This window comes from Pantoea sp. X-Soil-OKNW-556 (assembly GCF_059730695.1).
The window spans coordinates 194341-209190 of sequence record NZ_AP035993.1 but is presented as its reverse complement, the minus strand read 5'-3'; the positions used below and the strand labels follow the sequence as shown (position 1 = coordinate 209190).

Here is a 14850-nt window from a genome sequence, read left to right as displayed (position 1 = left end):
AGATGATGACGTTTCCGAATATCCCTCTGATAATGACGTTGCTCACCGTGGCCGCCGCATCCTCAGCGGCGGAAAACAGCCCCACCGGCGCGGCTCAGGCTAACAACCCGCTGGCCAACATGACCGCCTTTAATATGCAGAATTACTATATTGGCGACGTCAGTGGTACCGATAAGGATGCAAACCAGTTCTGGCTGCGTTATGCCCAGCCGTTTTCTCTGGGAGAGAGCAACTGGTTGCTGCGCGCGTCCCTGCCGTTAAACATCTATCCGTCTCCGCCGACGGGCGGACATCAGACCGGTCTGGGCGACCTCAACCTGTTTACCGCCTGGCTCATTGATACCGGCAATCCGGCCGTCAGCTTTGGATTCGGTCCACAAATTACCGCACCCACCGCCAGCCGGAACGCGCTGGGTTCTGAAAAGTGGTCAGCTGGCCTGGTCAACGTCCTGTTTAATGCCAGCTCACCGGTATTTCAGTTCGGCTATCTTGCTTCATGGCAGCACAGCTTTGCGGGAGACAACAGCCGTAATGATGTGAATGTGAGTGCCTTCCAGCCATTCCTGTTTTATCAGCTGGGTGGGGGCACCTATCTGCGCTCTGCGCCCATCTGGAATTATAACTTCCAGAATGACAGCTATGGCGTACCGCTCGGTCTGGGTGTGGGTCAGGTGATAAAGAGCGGCAAAACGGTTTACAACTTATTCGTGGAACCTCAGGGAAGCATCGCCGATCACGGACCGGGTCAGGCCCGGTGGCAGATTTTCTTTGGGCTCAACCTGCAGTTTCTGAACTGATAACCCCCACGTACATACCCCCTTATTCAGGACTGAAGGCAAAGCCGCAGGAGAAGAGATCATGCGTGCAACGTATAGCAGCATTATTCTGGTGATAGTGATGTCACTGCCAGCACTGGCGGCGGCCGCGAGTGATGAACCTGAAAAGCTCGACGACGACCCGACCAAAGTGACGACGAAACTCGGCGTCTCATGGTCAGACACCTATGATATGGACGACAGCAACGTTTCCTTCTCCGGTTCGGTTGCGTTGGATAAGGCCCGTAAACTAAATGCACGCATTAACAGCGATGTCAGCGAATGGCGCATAGGTGGGTCATGGCTTTTTCCAGTGGGGATTGTGAATTTCAATTTTGGGAAAAATGAATACACCAATGGCGCAACACAGACAAACTACTCGGTAGGAACCTTTATTCCTCTCAGCGTCTTTGGCATTGCTCCGGCTGGATTTCAGATCTTCCCCATGGCGGGTTATACCTATAACACCGGGGAAATTAGAGGCTGTAAATCAGATGGCTCCTGTGTCGCACCTCAGTTTGCGGACTCCCTTTCACCTGAGTTTGGCTATGACACGATTACCACCTCAGGAAGTAGTGGCTATCTTGGCGTCTTTACCCTCAGACCGCTCTCACCCTCATTGACGATAATCGCATTTGCGGCAGGTTCATACGGTTCCAAAAACGACGATGGTGATAACTATGAAGGCTACTTTGGCGGTGCTGGATTAGGAGTCAAACTGACCGAACATCAGTCATTCAATCTGCTGACGTTTATCATGGACAACAATACGTACCTGGACAGCCCTGATAACCGGTTCGTGCTTTCTTACAGCTATCAGTTCAACTCATGCGTCTGCCTCAGTGCTAAGGCATCTCGCCTTGAGTCAAACTGGCTTTAAAATACTCAGGGGACATTACGGATAACTACGTAGTGGAAGGCATCTCATACTTTCATGTAGTGGGAGGTGCTCATACCATTACCTCTTAATCTGCAAGCTAACATAAAGGCTGAATACAGATACGATCTGCTATGAGCGAGGAGATTTGTATCCGTGCAGTTATGAACCGTAACAGGCGAGTTCTCTCAGTCTCTTGATTACGGATTCAGGATCAGCAGACGCATACTCCAGTACGCTCAACCAGATGATTTTATCTTCGTCGAATCCCTGATGGTAAAACTGATACCGAAGACCGGGAGCGCAAACGAGAAGAGTGGGATTTCGTTCTGCCAGTAAATTAATATCTGACTCGGTGTCGTCAGCGAAAACTGTCCATCCAGGGGCTGACCTGTCAAGTTCATTCTGAAGGGCTGCGATATACTTTTCGGTAAGTTTGTAGGGGAAAAAACCTCCCTGTAGAGGCGAACGACCTAACATAGGACTGGGGCGATGAATCATGTAAATGGCTTTGTTTGTCATAACACTCCCTGTTTGTGTCAGTAAATCAAACACTGACAGTTCTACACTTCTTAAATATGTTCCTGCAACCGTAAATTGAGGATATTACTGCGCGTCGCTGTCATGCTGCCTGCCGGCGGTGGCTGACAGGCAGGCTGTGGATTTCTCAGATAGTGCCGGGATGCTGGATCATCCGAAATTACTGCCGGATACGCAAGGTCTCGGTGAACAGTATAGGGAGTCTGGAATCAGCTATATTTTTTCTTTTCCTTCCTTAATATCCTGTTGATGCGCGGCAGCCATTCCCGGAAATTGCTGGTCAGCGTGCGTGACTGGCGTTCAGTAGGCACCCGGCAAAGGAATAAGCAACTCCGTGTAAAATGACAGTCTCCCGTTGCGTAAATTTCATACTGATTGTTATGCAATTCCCATTCAATGTGCGTGAATGATGTGCCGGGCCAGCGGCTTAACCTTTCTTTAAATTCAACAGGTGTCATCGCGTTATCCTCTCCGGGTCGGCTGACTTAATTTCTCTGGTCTGAAAACTCAGATTAACGTACGTAACACAATGGAAAACCGGATGCCTCTATAACAGTGGTGTAAGGATATTATTAATAAGTTGTTCTGTTTGTGATAAGCAACCGAAAGGGCTGACCCTGGCCTTTGCGAACCGGAGAGAAACGGCGCTATACATATTGACGCAGCCATGTCTGAATTGATCCGCAGATACTGCAAGAGACAACCGCAAAAGTGGCGGATTCGAACTGAACCAGTCAGGGAGTTGGTATCATGAGGGGAGTTGTTGTTGCTGTAATGTTGGCCGTAGGCGTTGTCTCTGTTCCTGCCCTTGCTGCACCGCCCGCGCCTGACGCTGACGCGGCCCTGAGCTTTATTAAACACATTAAGACCGCAGAGAAAACGGGTAAACGGATTTCTGAGACTGTCGGGATTAACTGTAAAGGAAGTGGAAAAATTGAATCCGTTACCGGGTATCTTATGGTAACGGCGGTCACGTATGTTGATGAGGGTACGGTTGCGACATTTGACCAGTTAACCCCTGAAAAGCACGCCTAAGAGATCCTCGCAATCCAGCCAGGCAAAGCCGGAAGCATTTATCTTTCTTTCCCCCATCCTGCTGGTGGCGGGGACGGTGGTGCCATTCAGATTTTACGTGACGGCAATGCGGTTTACGGTGAGGTCGGGAAAAATGGCGTTAAAAATATCGGATGCAGGGTGACCGCGCCCGGCAAGGTGGGTGATTTGCAGTAACAGACATCCTCACTGACCTTCAGACTGATAAGGAAATACCGTACACCGCAATCTTCAGATTGGAAACACCACAGGGTAGGGCCGTTACGGGCTTAGGCCGGCACGGTTTCCTGATACCGGGTTCGCAGTTGATGGTATTTGCGGATAGCAATCCGGAAGCCGTCACCATCTTTAGGGCGCTGGGTCGCAAAGCCCCTTAACCGCTTTGCAACCGGATAAACCCTGGCAGGCTTCCCCTGCTGGTGGAGCAGACGTTGCGCCTACGTCGACGCGGCCTGCCTCCACCTTCCTCTGGTTCAGCAGATAATTTTTTTAAAAACTGCAGGGGATTATCAGAGGTAAGGGATTCGAAAAAGGACTTTTCTTTTAAATACTCTGAAGCCAGCAATCATTCATTGCAGATGTCTCCGCATCGGTATTGAGTGAGTCAGCAATTTGAACGGCGCATTTTAGATGCGATGTTTTTTCCCACGAGATCATTTTGCGGAGTTTGTTTTCTTTATCCGGAATATCCCGGATAGCGATTTAGATACTTTTGTTCTTTTCATACCTTGTCTGATTCATTCATGCGCGGAAGCGCCATTGATTCGTTGTCGATGTCTGGCTTCCGTCAGCAATCGGGGCTGACCGCTGAGGATATTCGATTTGGTTTCGAAGAATATGCTCGCTAAACCGGTGGACCAGCGAACCAGGAAACGACCAGGAATATCAGCAGCACCGTACAGATAAGCCCGACATATAGTAGGAAGGCGTAGAACGCTAGCGTACTGCCACCAAACAGCATGGCACCACTGACACTCCATGCGCTCTCTTTACGAATACCACCGATAAAAGCACAGAGCAGCGCAATGATTGCCATTCCAATTCCGGCATTGTCGAGAAGGGCATCGATATCAGGCGTGGATCTTCTGTCAGTAACAGGGGGGACTTCGCCTCTCAGACCGGCAATAATGCCCGTTTTAACGGCAGAAACTTTGTGAGCAACAATGTGTTCAAGTGTCTGCGTTGGTGAGGTGAAAGGGCCTACTGTAAAATGAAAAACGCTGAGCATCAGGGCCACAGCGCCTAAAATCATGCCCGCTGAACTCCACTTGCTTTGCGATAGTGTATTCATCAAACCTCCCTGTTATTGCATTATGTTGTTCAGGAAAATATCAATCTTTGCGGGTAGATAACAACATCATCCACCTGGCACCTCTAAAATGAATATCAAAAATTAATGAATTGGAAAAATGCCTCTCATTTTATGTTGCCATAAACTATAGGTGCATCTTTAGAATCATCAGAGGTTCCTGAAGAATGTTGATGCGATATAGCGCTAGCGCATTATCGACACTTCCTGAGTCATCTCTCATTAAGAGAGAGAATAACGCATATATTACCGCCTTTTCAATCCATAAATAAAACTTAATGATTTCGGGGTGGGCTCAAAATTTTAGTAGTGAAGTGAAAATGCAATCAGGGTAAGATGAATTTTCAAAATATTTACACAGGTATTTTCAATGAAAAGGATCTCGTTGGCTTTGCTGTTTTTCCCTATCGCCTCATGGGCTGCGTGTTTTGGCTCTGACGCATATCAGACCTGCAATGATAACTCTGGCAATACTTACCACGTACAGCGTTTTGGCAATACAACCAATGTTCAGGGTAGCAATATGAGTACGGGCAATAACTGGAGCCAAAGTAGTACTTCATACGGTAATCAAACGGAAACTCACGGCACTGCTGCTAATGGCAACACCTGGAATAGTACGACAACCAGTTACGGCAATGGTAACTATTCGGTTCATGGCAGGGATACAAACGGAAATTACTTTTCAAAGAACTGCAATCGATTTGGCTGCAATTAACCTCTCTCTGAATATTAAAAAATAACTCTATAACAATTTATCACTCAAGGAACTGAAGATGAAAAAGCTTTTAAGCTCTGCTGTCATTGTTTTTATGGCTGTTGGGCTCTCGGGGTGTGCAATAAGTCTGCCATTCAATAATCGTCTCGCATATTCATCAATCACCGATATGAAATCGGTACAGATTCAGGGAGAGAAACCCAGACTTTCTATCACATGGAACCCAGCTGACTTCCCGCAACGAATTGATATTCAGGGTTCAGATGGCTTTGTTGGTGGTGGTTCTCGTACTCGAGTACCAACGGGTGTTGCTCTGTCATCACGCATTGAAGAGGCAATTTCTACCTATGCCGACCTGGTTCCAAATGGTAAGGACCTGACGATTACCATACTTGAGGCTCATTCTGGATTTGAGTACTCGGCAGGTATGTTCAATATCACTCCGGCCATAGATGTTGGTAAAGTTACGTTGAATGCATCATTTAACCTGAATGGTAAGACCTGGACCCAGCAATTCTCTTCGTATAAGAAAGATCCCACTATTGGTGGGACCTCTGCAACAGGCATCCTTGAGAGTGCATGGGATGATGTGGCAGTACAAGTTGCTAAAAGCGTAGCCTCGCACATTAACAATTAATCAGCACCCCCTGAACCAAAAAAGTCAAAAAGAACCAGTTATGTATGGTTCAGGGCATATTATTATCTGTTATGTTTGTTATCATCCTGCGGGACTGAAGATGATGGCCATGACCGGCAAAGCTATCTGGATATTACAGAATGAGTGATTTTAAAGCGTTATCTGGCTATGTATTAAAAGGGTTTTGGTGTGTGCTCGTTTTCACAGCAACACTGATAATTTGTGGTGGTGTACCGAATTTACTTTTTTACTTTGGGTTATTGGGATGTGCATTTCTGGCTGCATGGGCTTTCCTGTTTCACATGCTGGCATGCGCAATATGGGATCATGTTAAGAAAAAAGAGTGTTGATTTCCTCTCTAATGGAACTTTAGCCTGAATGTTTTCTTGATCGTCTGAATAGAAATACGAGGCTTGCTAAGGACATTTCCTGGCAGGCCTTTGAATCGTTTCTTTCTCTCTCGACTGCGCTGTTTTGAATAATAAACCTCTATATTTAGCTGCTAATGCGATCTCACCCTGCGGAATCTTATGGCGTTTGGCCAGGTTATTAATTCCAGTAAATTTCAATAAACATATGGGTATACATTTCCTGCATAGGTCAGGTGGCTCGGTCAATTTAGAATTTGTGTGAGTAATTTATTTGTCTGATTATAATCAATGGTTACCACTAAGTGTTATCAGATGATCCCCATAGACATATTTGTTTTATTGAACTATCCCTTTAATTCCTCATTTTTTAAGAACATGGCGTTTTCGCACTTATACAATGACATCATGATTTAGGAACAGGACGTTTACTCATGCAATCTCTCGTTGAAATATATGACTTACAACAGCACGCAAAACGTAATTTAAGTCAAAGGAACTACCAAAACCTTGAGTTGCTGTTTGCACAGCTGAAGGGGCAAGATTTACATAAGGTTCTGCAGATTCAGTTCCTTTTTAACCCTCAGGTTGAAGATGCAAATGAGATTCTGAAACAACTTCATGCCTGGGAGCAGGAAATGCCGCAGAGTTATTATCCTTATGACTTCATTGCAGGTTTCTGGTACATGACCGCCGCCAATGAGCGTGGCATAAAAACCATAGATCGCGTTACTCCCGCGCAACGCATGCGATTGAGTATTGCCAACGACCAGTTCTTTTACTGGGCGCTTAAGGCACTCGAATTCAATCCTGAAAGTGTCGCGGCCTTTAATAAGTTATTAGAAGCGTCAGGTCGATTTGGTATGCCTGAGTGGTTGGAGTTTTCCGTCAATCAGCCGATTAACTTCTCCTGCACCGATTACAATCCAGAAGCCAGGGATTATATATTTTCATTTGCCGGATATCGACTTCCGGAAGGGACGATCAACATAACCCTACCGGCCCCGACTGAAGAAGAAATGAGTTTCATTCCACTCTATTGGTTGAGGTCCATCCTGACAACCGTACCAGACCATATTGAGTCGAGAAAAACGGTCATCAGGTTTCTGTCGTCAAGATGGTATGGTGATGAAAAATATGAGAAAGTTAATCAATTTCTGGCAAGTGATTACTGCTCAGGTTTATCTGCGTTGCAGATGAAAACATTACAACGGGAGAAAGAATACGATCGACTAACAGCTTATAATACCCTGCCATCGATCAACTTACGAAAAGCATTGGAAAAGAGTGAGAAACAATTTGTCGAGTTCGTTAATGATCACCTCAGTGCTGAAGAAGACTCTCTGACCCGATTTGAATATATTGATTTTTGTTACCATGTTCTGACAACTATGCCTGCCGACCGCCTGGCCTCAAACGAGGCGATGGTGCGGAGTATTTATCAATCATTACATGATATTGTCAGACTCTCCTCACCCTGGATCATCTTTTACCGGGCAACTGAGGTCTTCAATTTACTCTTCTCCATGATGAAGATTTATGAGTTTGAAGATGAGTTGCAAGTCTTTGACGACCTCTCCAGGCAAACACGATATCGTAACCTGACATCTCAGGTTGAAGTTTTATATAATGCGCTAGCTGCGAACTTTCCGTTATCTGGTATTTTTCCTGAAGGTCAGACCGAAGGTAGTTCGATACGGGCTTCAGAGTGATGCCAGGAATTGAGAACGTCCTTGCAACGGATCGAAGACCTGGTGTGTGTGCGTTTGGTGGAAGTATGGCGCCTGGTGACACACTTGATGATGATACGGATATCTGTGAGTGCCCGCGTTGTGCCGGCGGTGCGTCTTATCGCTCCTGGGAGCGAGCAGAAGGCTCGATAAACACGTATTACAGAATCCACCATTGTGAGTGCGGTTATTACGAGGACAGTGGGGAAATCTGATCCGGTTACCAGGCAGGGGTAGCCCTGCCTGATTGCTGCCCTGGTATCCCGTTGCCATCGCCACTGGCATGGTCGGGGCTGTGGCAGCCGTAACTACGCTGATTATTAAAGCCCTGGGCGCATAATCAATAACTTCTTCCGGTAGCATAACTCTCTGATATATTTCCTTATGGCCCGGACTGCTTCCCGGTGTTGCCGTCGGCGGTGCCCCTTCGTCTGGCGGTGGAATAGTGGCCGCCAGACTCTGCCAAATCGTAAAAGCGTTTTGGTCCTGTCGGCTGGGATCTGATGGCAACGTCCAGGTCAACTTCCGTCTTTACCCCTCAAGGCCACTACGAAAGCCCCTCATTGCTTAATGCAGACTGGCATCGTTCTCTCCCTCACTACAAGGGTCGCAGCAAGCTGCTTTCGGCCAGATTTTTTCAAAGAGCCTAAAAAATCAGTCCTCTTCCCTTGCAGCCGGTCGTTCCGCTGCCCGGGCGTCTGCGCAATGAGGGGCGTTTCGCAACCGGTCCAGACCGGAAGAGGAACGCCGGAATAAGCCGCAAGGCAAAATCCTGGAGGAATAAGGACGTGAAGACATTTACCGTGAATGCACCCTATGGTGTGACCATTATTACCCTGAGTAATGGGTATGAAGCAGTCTTTTTACATGGACAACGACTGGCGTGGGCTGAATTCACCCGGAGTGATGACATATTAACTGATCTCGGTAAACGGCTGGCTGAGACGCTGGGCCTGCCGTTGCAGGTACTCTCATACAACGTCCCTGATAACGTTGAATGGCAATGGAGTGATTTTATTGAACCACTTAGATGGGGAAAAACAGTCACTTTACCGGACTGGAGTATCCTGACCTGTCTGGAGTGCAGCACTGCTCATATCACCAGAGAAGACAATGACATTCTCTGCTATCTCAGTGAGGTATATGGAGACAATGAATGGATTCTGGCGACCGGGTTTGGGTATTTAATCAGGCTGGATGCCGTATCGTTTCCCATCCTGCGGTTGAAAAGAGAAGGGCTCTCCCGGCAGGCACGGAAACTGATTCATACCTGCCATAAAAAGGGCAGGGTCAGTATGATCTATTTTTCATCCCTGGGTGACGAGCTGGAGTTTTTCGAAACCTTCACATGGTAAGCGTTGTTAATTCCCCGGCCCATCGATGGTGGGCCTTTTGCTGTCCGATCTTCATATCAACGCTATATCAGGATTAACAACAGCAGCCATTGATGCGGTTAGTATCAAGGTAAGTCCTTGCGGAAGAACCTTAAAACAAACAACGCTACCAATGCAGATATAACCAGCTTGATTATAAGAACCGTAAAGTCGAAATTATTCATCCCTTCTTCGCCATCTCCCTGAATAATATTCAGGTGATCAACCAGAGAGCCAATTACGCTATCTGGTATCAGTAAAACACCTGCGATCAGAACCGCGAAAAAAACAATTATCTTCATCTTACATCACACTTTGAAAAGTCCGGGACACCACGAACATCAATCCGACCATAAGCCATCAACCCATTTCCACCCGGGACGCGCACTTTAGGTTTGCTCAGAAGTGTACGCCTCAGGACCTGAAATTCATTTGCCCGGTAAAGGGTTATGCATCCCCAGGACACACCAGAACCATCAGTATTAAGAGGATGCAGTCTGAAACTTCCGCGACGCGCCCCATTAACGAAGACGTGGTCGCTCATTGTGTGGCTGTTATACAGCGCAAACCACTCTGAATGGTGATTTCTGTATAAATGGGCCATATCAATGGCTTCTGCCCTTACCCGGTTGAACAGGCTTCCCTGTGGCCTGTCTACTATCCAGTATGTCCCGGGCGGGATTGCGGCTTTTTCATGATCAGAGCAGTCTGGATTATTTATGTATTTTTCAATACCGGACAAAACATCAAAAGACCCTACGCCATAACACATCAACTTAAGTGTCCTCCCATCCGGGGATAACCTCCCATAGTCCATCATGCAGATCTGCATCAGTGAAACTCCTGTAATTGTCATGAGGTCGTAATCGACAGCATTCATTGCTGCTTAACGATGACAGATTTTCTGGCTTGTTCAACGCAAACAATATCTTACACAACAGACAATCTTATGGCCGTCAATTATCCGGTTTTCCTCTTTCGGGCGTACTTTCTCAGAACATTCCGAACGGTCTGATGCTGCCACGAAAGAGCTCCGCTCCTGGTATAAAAGTACAGGGCAACATGATCTGTTTGTCTGTCCGACTCTCACCGCAATCTTACCACCAGGCTTGCAGCAGGCTGACGCCTGCGCCGCCCCATTAGGGAAACGGGCGTTGCCCGTTTTAACTTCCCGTTCTCTCCTTTAGTTTCCGGAAGTCATCACGGACTGCCTCTGCCGTGAAAGACGCTAACCCGGTCCGGGATACTCACAAGGGTAAAGGCTGCGCCTGCTGTCTTCACCCGTTCGCACTCCCTCCCTGTGGTCGTTCGCTTGCGCTGCGGCTTTGTCAGCACCCTTGTGTTCATCCCTGATGGACCGGGTCTGGTCATTTTCACGGCAGCGGCCTTCCGCGATGGCAACACACCATCAAAAGGACAACGCCAGAAGAAAGTCATTTAAAAACCACTCAGGAGAGTCAATATGGCCCGTTTAGCCTCTGTTTTTCGTTCTGCCACCGGAATCCGTCAGGAACGCGCGCTGACCAATGATGAGTTGATGCGCTACGTACCGAGTGTTTTCTCGGAAGATAAGCATCAGTCCCGCAGTGAGCGCTACACCTGTATTCCCACCATCACCCTGCTGAATAACTTACGCCATGAAGGCTTTCAGCCATTCTTTGCCTGTCAGACGCGCGTGCGTAATGCGGATAAGCGTGCGCATACAAAACATATGTTGCGCCTGCGTCGTGAAGGTCAGATCACGGGCAGCGAAGTACCGGAAATTATCCTCCTCAACAGCCACGACGGGAGCAGCAGCTATCAGATGATCCCCGGCATGTTTCGGTTCGTCTGCATGAATGGCATGGTTTGCGGCAAGACGTTCGGGGAGGTACGTGTGCCACACAAAGGTGATGTCGTCGGCAGGGTGATCGAGGGCGCTTATGAAGTGCTGGGTATTTTTGACGGCATCCGCGATTCCAGTGAGCAGATGAAAAACATCGCACTTAATCCGGAGGAACAGCGGATTTTCGCGGAAACGGCCCTTAACTGGAAATATGACGACAGGGGGGAGGGAAAACATATCCCGCTGAGTCCGGATGATGTGCTGTCGATACGTCGTGAAGAGGATCGGCCAAATAATCTCTGGACGACTTACCAGCGTGTGCAGGAAAACCTGACGAAGGGCGGATTATGGGGAAGAACGGCGAAAGGAAAATCGCAGCGCACGCGACCGGTGACGGGGATTGATGGTGATATAAAACTGAATCGGGCGCTGTGGGAGATGGCTGAGAAAATGAAAGATATCAGGTCCTGATCCCTGTCGGGCGGGGGCATATCTCCGCCCGGCACTGACCACGATCAGGCCTGCTGTGATGTCTGACCTGGCCCTGGTTTGTTGTTTCTGCGGGTAGCGGTTGCGCGCCCCGCAGTTTTTTTACGTGCATTCAGGATTTCGCGAATCGCCTTCACGCTGGTCTGTATTCCGGCATGGTCCAGACCGGGCCACCTGGATTGTAACGGTCAACATCGGGCGGCTGGCAGAAGAATTAAGCCCGAAAGATGCAGACAGGAACGTGGTTCCTGAAACACGGGTTGAGCCATCACGTCTGTCCCGGTTAATTCCGGAACTCGCCTGGTTTGGCCTTATCGAAATGCCGGAGCTTGAATGGGATCCGATCGAGAAATACTGGATGCCCCGTCATATCAGACTCACGGACCGCTTCTGGCAACTGTGCGGCGTGAATATGGATAAGCTGCTTGCGCAACGCAATGCCCGGATCGAGACAGAAGGGGAGTGCAAAGCTGAGGCTGGCACATCAATGCCTGTACGTGAAGTGCGTCATCAATGGTATGAACGCGCGCTGATTAACACGCTTCGTCATCGACATATCCGATCCGTACGCGGCAAGCGCAGAAAACGGTTGGCGCCCTTGCGTATTGATGAGCGTCGACAGGCGATATCGTCATGGCTGATCAGGACGCTGCCAAACCATTAGTTGTTCAATATGGACAGTGACAGTTTTAACCGGCTGGTCTGGCAGAACCTCAATCTTCTTGGACTCGGATGTGAACGCACACCTGAACCCACCCACTGATTTTTAAACATGACTTTACCACCTCCGCTGGCGATAAAATCGTAGTTATCTGGTCAGGCCGATGGCTTTTAAAACGTTCGAAGGACGAATTTCGATACACACGCCGGGTGCTGAATGCATCAACATCGGGTTATACACATTTATCTGCAAACGACGAAATCACGATAGCGGCATTCGTTGATGTTGCTACTGGCAATACATTCCTGACTTTCAGTCAGATGAAAGAATCTAAAAAGAATTAGAAGATGTTCAGCAGCATTACGGAGGAGAGGGGGTTATCAAGTTCACGGTAATACTATATTTTTGTGGTATTCATGTGTACCTGGTAGATGTCTTCCGCTTATGTTTACATGAATATTATGCTTGTGTGGTATTCGCGAGGACTTATTGATGGACAAAATGAGAGCCGTTGAGCGCTTAAACGCATTCGATAAGAAAGGGCGTTATGTCTTCACCACTCGCGATTTGGCCAAAATTTTCCATGAAGACAGTCCCAAGGCATTGAATGCCGGTTTAAATCGCCTGGTGAAAGGGGGGGCCTGTCGCGTGCTGAGTTCATTGCTACTGGAACTTGAAGGGGAGGGTAAAGGGAATACATTTCAGATGTAAGAAATTGGCTCTCTGCATGATGTGATTTGGGCGGGATAACAGAAGGCCAAATACAGATGATAAGAGAAGACAGGGGAGGAACTCGTATAATAAATTCCAGTAACAGTATACTCTTACTTTGAGGTTAGTTACAACAAACATAAACACCATAACATATGACAGGAACACTTCTGCAACCACTATGCCCCTCTCCACCAAAAATCGTGCAAACCTCTGACATGAGACCGCATGAACCTCCTGAGAAGCGGCACGCCCGGGCCGTAGGCCCGTTATGTTATTGCATTGAAAATGTATGATGTAACTATAATCTGAAGCTGGCTGCGCGTCTTGTAGCTGTACGACCTGAGTAACACGCCCGTATGCGGCCCTGTCGGCCCGCTTACGCGGAGATACGTCCCTGCGGCGGCATTCTGCCTTGCCGGGCCAACTCCGTCGGCGCACAATAATTACTGTGCGCTTTTAGTCCGTATGGCTTAGCAGTCTGCTGTCCCGAAAATATGGCCTTTGTGCCTCAAATGCTGTAACCCACACTCAAAAACGCCAGGAACAGGACTGCATATCTCAGCCTTTCAGGTCAGCGTATACAAATGGGCCAGGAATAAGGGCTAAGGCAGGATATAAAAACCACAGACACTTTTAATGTCATTAACAATGATGAATTGCATAAATAAATAAAAGGATAGTGTTATGAAAAAATTGATTATCACAGCACTTATGCTTGCAGCAGCAGGTGCTGCTCACGCCAGGGGCTATAGCTATCATATACCGTCCACTGGCTCATACCATTCGTCTGCCTCGGGTCACTATGGAACAGGAAGCAGCGCCTGGCACGATCACGTCAGTAGCTATACACGCAGCAACGGAAATCATGTGTCTTCATACATGCGGACACATAAAGACAATACTCAATATGATAACTTCAGTGCTAAAGGAAATTACAATCCCTATACGGGTAAACGGGGCACGAAAACACCGCGCTATTGAATCACAGCAGAAAAAGGAATATCTGAAGAATAAATTAAGACGATGATGAAGTTTTGCGTTTTAGAGATGAATGGATGTGGGCACTTAGCCCACATCACATCGAAAGACTATTTAGATGAGGAAATCATCCAGAGATTTACCGCTATCGATTGCCGCTTTGATCACCGCCGGAGTGCGGCCCTGACCGGTCCAGTGTTTTTCCTGGCCGTCTTCGTCAGTATATTTATATTTAGCCGGACGGGGGGCACGTTTTGCACGCGGTTTACCTGCTCCCTGCAAAGCACCCAGCAATTCAGTGGGATCAATACCATCTTCCAGAAGCAGCTCGCGATATTTAGCGAGTTTTTCTGCTTTCTCACGCTCGGCGGCTTCTTCTGCATGACTTTCTTCACGACGTTCAGCTACCACAACACTGAACTTCTCAAGCATTTCCTCAAGATCAGCTAATGCCAGTTCGCGAGCCTGTGCGCGCAGTGTGCGGATGTTATTTAAAGCCTTAAGTGACTCACTCATGTAAATCTCCAGGATCTGGGTCGTTAAATTCAGAAAAGAGTTAGCTTTATGTTTTAGAATTAAGCCTGTCATTAAGTATATTGATAATGAACAATTCAGAGAAGTAAAAAATCATGACGGAAACTTATTGTGTGATGTCTATACATATCGGGTTATATACAAACTTCCGTCTCGAACAAGTGTCGTGTCCTGTCTATACGTGTGGTTTTTATTTCATTTTATCTGTCATAATCTTTACATTTTATAC

Annotated in this window: 17 protein-coding genes; 12 read left to right on the top strand and 5 right to left on the bottom strand. The window is 47.6% G+C overall.

The window, feature by feature from the left end; translation table 11 throughout:
• Window positions 1–32: 32 nt before the first annotated feature.
• Window positions 33–797, top strand: coding sequence for a hypothetical protein (locus AC6I8T_RS26050; protein ID WP_208727066.1), 765 nt, complete (start codon window positions 33–35; stop codon window positions 795–797).
• 61 nt (window positions 798–858) lie between these two features.
• Window positions 859–1695, top strand: coding sequence for a hypothetical protein (locus AC6I8T_RS26045; RefSeq protein ID WP_497834811.1), 837 nt, complete (start codon window positions 859–861; stop codon window positions 1693–1695).
• Window positions 1696–2441: 746 nt separating this feature from the next.
• Here AC6I8T_RS26045 and AC6I8T_RS26040 read toward each other — a convergent pair.
• The gene (locus tag AC6I8T_RS26040; RefSeq protein ID WP_497834810.1) at window positions 2442–2690 is read right to left on the bottom strand and encodes a hypothetical protein; all 249 of its coding nucleotides are present in this window, start codon (window positions 2688–2690) and stop codon (window positions 2442–2444) included.
• Window positions 2691–2982: 292 nt separating this feature from the next.
• On the opposite strand from AC6I8T_RS26040, the gene AC6I8T_RS26035 reads away from it, so the two are divergent.
• Window positions 2983–3267 (top strand): hypothetical protein, encoded by a 285-nt coding sequence (locus AC6I8T_RS26035; protein WP_208726979.1) that lies wholly within the window; start codon window positions 2983–2985, stop codon window positions 3265–3267.
• 862 nt (window positions 3268–4129) lie between these two features.
• Here the strand turns inward: AC6I8T_RS26035 and yidI are convergent.
• Entirely contained in the window at window positions 4130–4576 is a 447-nt protein-coding gene (gene yidI / locus AC6I8T_RS26030) for an inner membrane protein YidI (protein WP_208726978.1), read from the bottom strand.
• Between the two features lie 388 nt (window positions 4577–4964).
• Here yidI and AC6I8T_RS26025 point away from each other — a divergent pair, with 388 nt between their 5' ends.
• The 5 genes from AC6I8T_RS26025 to AC6I8T_RS26005 all read left to right on the top strand — a co-directional run bounded on the left by AC6I8T_RS26025 (window position 4965) and on the right by AC6I8T_RS26005 (window position 9402).
• Entirely contained in the window at window positions 4965–5312 is a 348-nt protein-coding gene (locus tag AC6I8T_RS26025) for a hypothetical protein (RefSeq protein WP_208726977.1), read from the top strand.
• Between the two features lie 58 nt (window positions 5313–5370).
• The gene (locus AC6I8T_RS26020; RefSeq protein ID WP_208726976.1) at window positions 5371–5949 is read left to right on the top strand and encodes a hypothetical protein; all 579 of its coding nucleotides are present in this window, start codon (window positions 5371–5373) and stop codon (window positions 5947–5949) included.
• A 140-nt stretch (window positions 5950–6089) separates the two neighbouring features.
• Window positions 6090–6299: a hypothetical protein gene (locus AC6I8T_RS26015; RefSeq protein WP_208726975.1), complete on the top strand. Its 210-nt coding sequence runs from the start codon at window positions 6090–6092 to the stop codon at window positions 6297–6299.
• Window positions 6300–6751: 452 nt separating this feature from the next.
• Window positions 6752–8029, top strand: coding sequence for a DUF4034 domain-containing protein (locus tag AC6I8T_RS26010; protein WP_497834809.1), 1278 nt, complete (start codon window positions 6752–6754; stop codon window positions 8027–8029).
• Window positions 8030–8835: 806 nt separating this feature from the next.
• Window positions 8836–9402 carry a DUF5983 family protein gene (locus AC6I8T_RS26005; protein ID WP_497834808.1) on the top strand — a complete coding sequence of 189 codons (567 nt, stop codon included), beginning with the start codon at window positions 8836–8838 and terminating at the stop codon, window positions 9400–9402.
• A 104-nt stretch (window positions 9403–9506) separates the two neighbouring features.
• On the opposite strand, the gene AC6I8T_RS26000 is transcribed toward AC6I8T_RS26005, so the two are convergent.
• Together AC6I8T_RS26000 and AC6I8T_RS25995 are read right to left on the bottom strand one after the other, a co-directional pair.
• Entirely contained in the window at window positions 9507–9722 is a 216-nt protein-coding gene (locus AC6I8T_RS26000; RefSeq protein WP_497834807.1) for a hypothetical protein, read from the bottom strand.
• Window positions 9719–10252 carry a DUF2778 domain-containing protein gene (locus AC6I8T_RS25995; protein ID WP_497834855.1) on the bottom strand — a complete coding sequence of 178 codons (534 nt, stop codon included), beginning with the start codon at window positions 10250–10252 and terminating at the stop codon, window positions 9719–9721. Before AC6I8T_RS25995 ends, AC6I8T_RS26000 begins: the two co-directional genes overlap by 4 nt.
• 630 nt (window positions 10253–10882) lie before the next feature.
• On the opposite strand from AC6I8T_RS25995, the gene AC6I8T_RS25990 reads away from it, so the two are divergent.
• From AC6I8T_RS25990 to AC6I8T_RS25975, 4 genes are all read left to right on the top strand, one after another.
• Window positions 10883–11716, top strand: coding sequence for a DUF932 domain-containing protein (locus AC6I8T_RS25990; RefSeq protein ID WP_497834806.1), 834 nt, complete (start codon window positions 10883–10885; stop codon window positions 11714–11716).
• Between the two features lie 100 nt (window positions 11717–11816).
• Window positions 11817–12398, top strand: a complete 582-nt coding sequence (gene repA / locus AC6I8T_RS25985) for a plasmid replication initiator RepA (protein ID WP_497834805.1) — start codon at window positions 11817–11819, stop codon at window positions 12396–12398.
• A gap of 489 nt (window positions 12399–12887) precedes the next feature.
• Entirely contained in the window at window positions 12888–13106 is a 219-nt protein-coding gene (locus tag AC6I8T_RS25980) for a hypothetical protein (protein ID WP_208727108.1), read from the top strand.
• Window positions 13107–13793: 687 nt separating this feature from the next.
• A complete protein-coding gene (locus tag AC6I8T_RS25975; protein ID WP_208726972.1) occupies window positions 13794–14090 on the top strand; it encodes a hypothetical protein in 297 nt (98 codons plus the stop codon).
• Between the two features lie 111 nt (window positions 14091–14201).
• Here AC6I8T_RS25975 and AC6I8T_RS25970 read toward each other — a convergent pair whose 3' ends face one another.
• Window positions 14202–14603, bottom strand: coding sequence for an H-NS family histone-like protein (locus tag AC6I8T_RS25970; protein ID WP_208726971.1), 402 nt, complete (start codon window positions 14601–14603; stop codon window positions 14202–14204).
• Window positions 14604–14850 lie beyond the last annotated feature (247 nt).

What these genes read in the sequence shown, in the direction of transcription:
- AC6I8T_RS26050 (WP_208727066.1), top strand. Translation starts at nt 33, where the DNA reads ATGACGTTGCTCACCGTGGCCGCCGCATCCTCAGCGGCGGAAAACAGC.
- AC6I8T_RS26045 (WP_497834811.1), top strand. Translation starts at nt 859, where the DNA reads ATGCGTGCAACGTATAGCAGCATTATTCTGGTGATAGTGATGTCACTG.
- AC6I8T_RS26040 (WP_497834810.1), bottom strand. Translation starts at nt 2,690, where the DNA reads ATGACACCTGTTGAATTTAAAGAAAGGTTAAGCCGCTGGCCCGGCACA.
- AC6I8T_RS26035 (WP_208726979.1), top strand. Translation starts at nt 2,983, where the DNA reads ATGAGGGGAGTTGTTGTTGCTGTAATGTTGGCCGTAGGCGTTGTCTCT.
- yidI (WP_208726978.1), bottom strand. Translation starts at nt 4,576, where the DNA reads ATGAATACACTATCGCAAAGCAAGTGGAGTTCAGCGGGCATGATTTTA.
- AC6I8T_RS26025 (WP_208726977.1), top strand. Translation starts at nt 4,965, where the DNA reads ATGAAAAGGATCTCGTTGGCTTTGCTGTTTTTCCCTATCGCCTCATGG.
- AC6I8T_RS26020 (WP_208726976.1), top strand. Translation starts at nt 5,371, where the DNA reads ATGAAAAAGCTTTTAAGCTCTGCTGTCATTGTTTTTATGGCTGTTGGG.
- AC6I8T_RS26015 (WP_208726975.1), top strand. Translation starts at nt 6,090, where the DNA reads ATGAGTGATTTTAAAGCGTTATCTGGCTATGTATTAAAAGGGTTTTGG.
- AC6I8T_RS26010 (WP_497834809.1), top strand. Translation starts at nt 6,752, where the DNA reads ATGCAATCTCTCGTTGAAATATATGACTTACAACAGCACGCAAAACGT.
- AC6I8T_RS26000 (WP_497834807.1), bottom strand. Translation starts at nt 9,722, where the DNA reads ATGAAGATAATTGTTTTTTTCGCGGTTCTGATCGCAGGTGTTTTACTG.
- AC6I8T_RS25995 (WP_497834855.1), bottom strand. Translation starts at nt 10,252, where the DNA reads ATGCAGATCTGCATGATGGACTATGGGAGGTTATCCCCGGATGGGAGG.
- AC6I8T_RS25990 (WP_497834806.1), top strand. Translation starts at nt 10,883, where the DNA reads ATGGCCCGTTTAGCCTCTGTTTTTCGTTCTGCCACCGGAATCCGTCAG.
- AC6I8T_RS25980 (WP_208727108.1), top strand. Translation starts at nt 12,888, where the DNA reads ATGGACAAAATGAGAGCCGTTGAGCGCTTAAACGCATTCGATAAGAAA.
- AC6I8T_RS25975 (WP_208726972.1), top strand. Translation starts at nt 13,794, where the DNA reads ATGAAAAAATTGATTATCACAGCACTTATGCTTGCAGCAGCAGGTGCT.
- AC6I8T_RS25970 (WP_208726971.1), bottom strand. Translation starts at nt 14,603, where the DNA reads ATGAGTGAGTCACTTAAGGCTTTAAATAACATCCGCACACTGCGCGCA.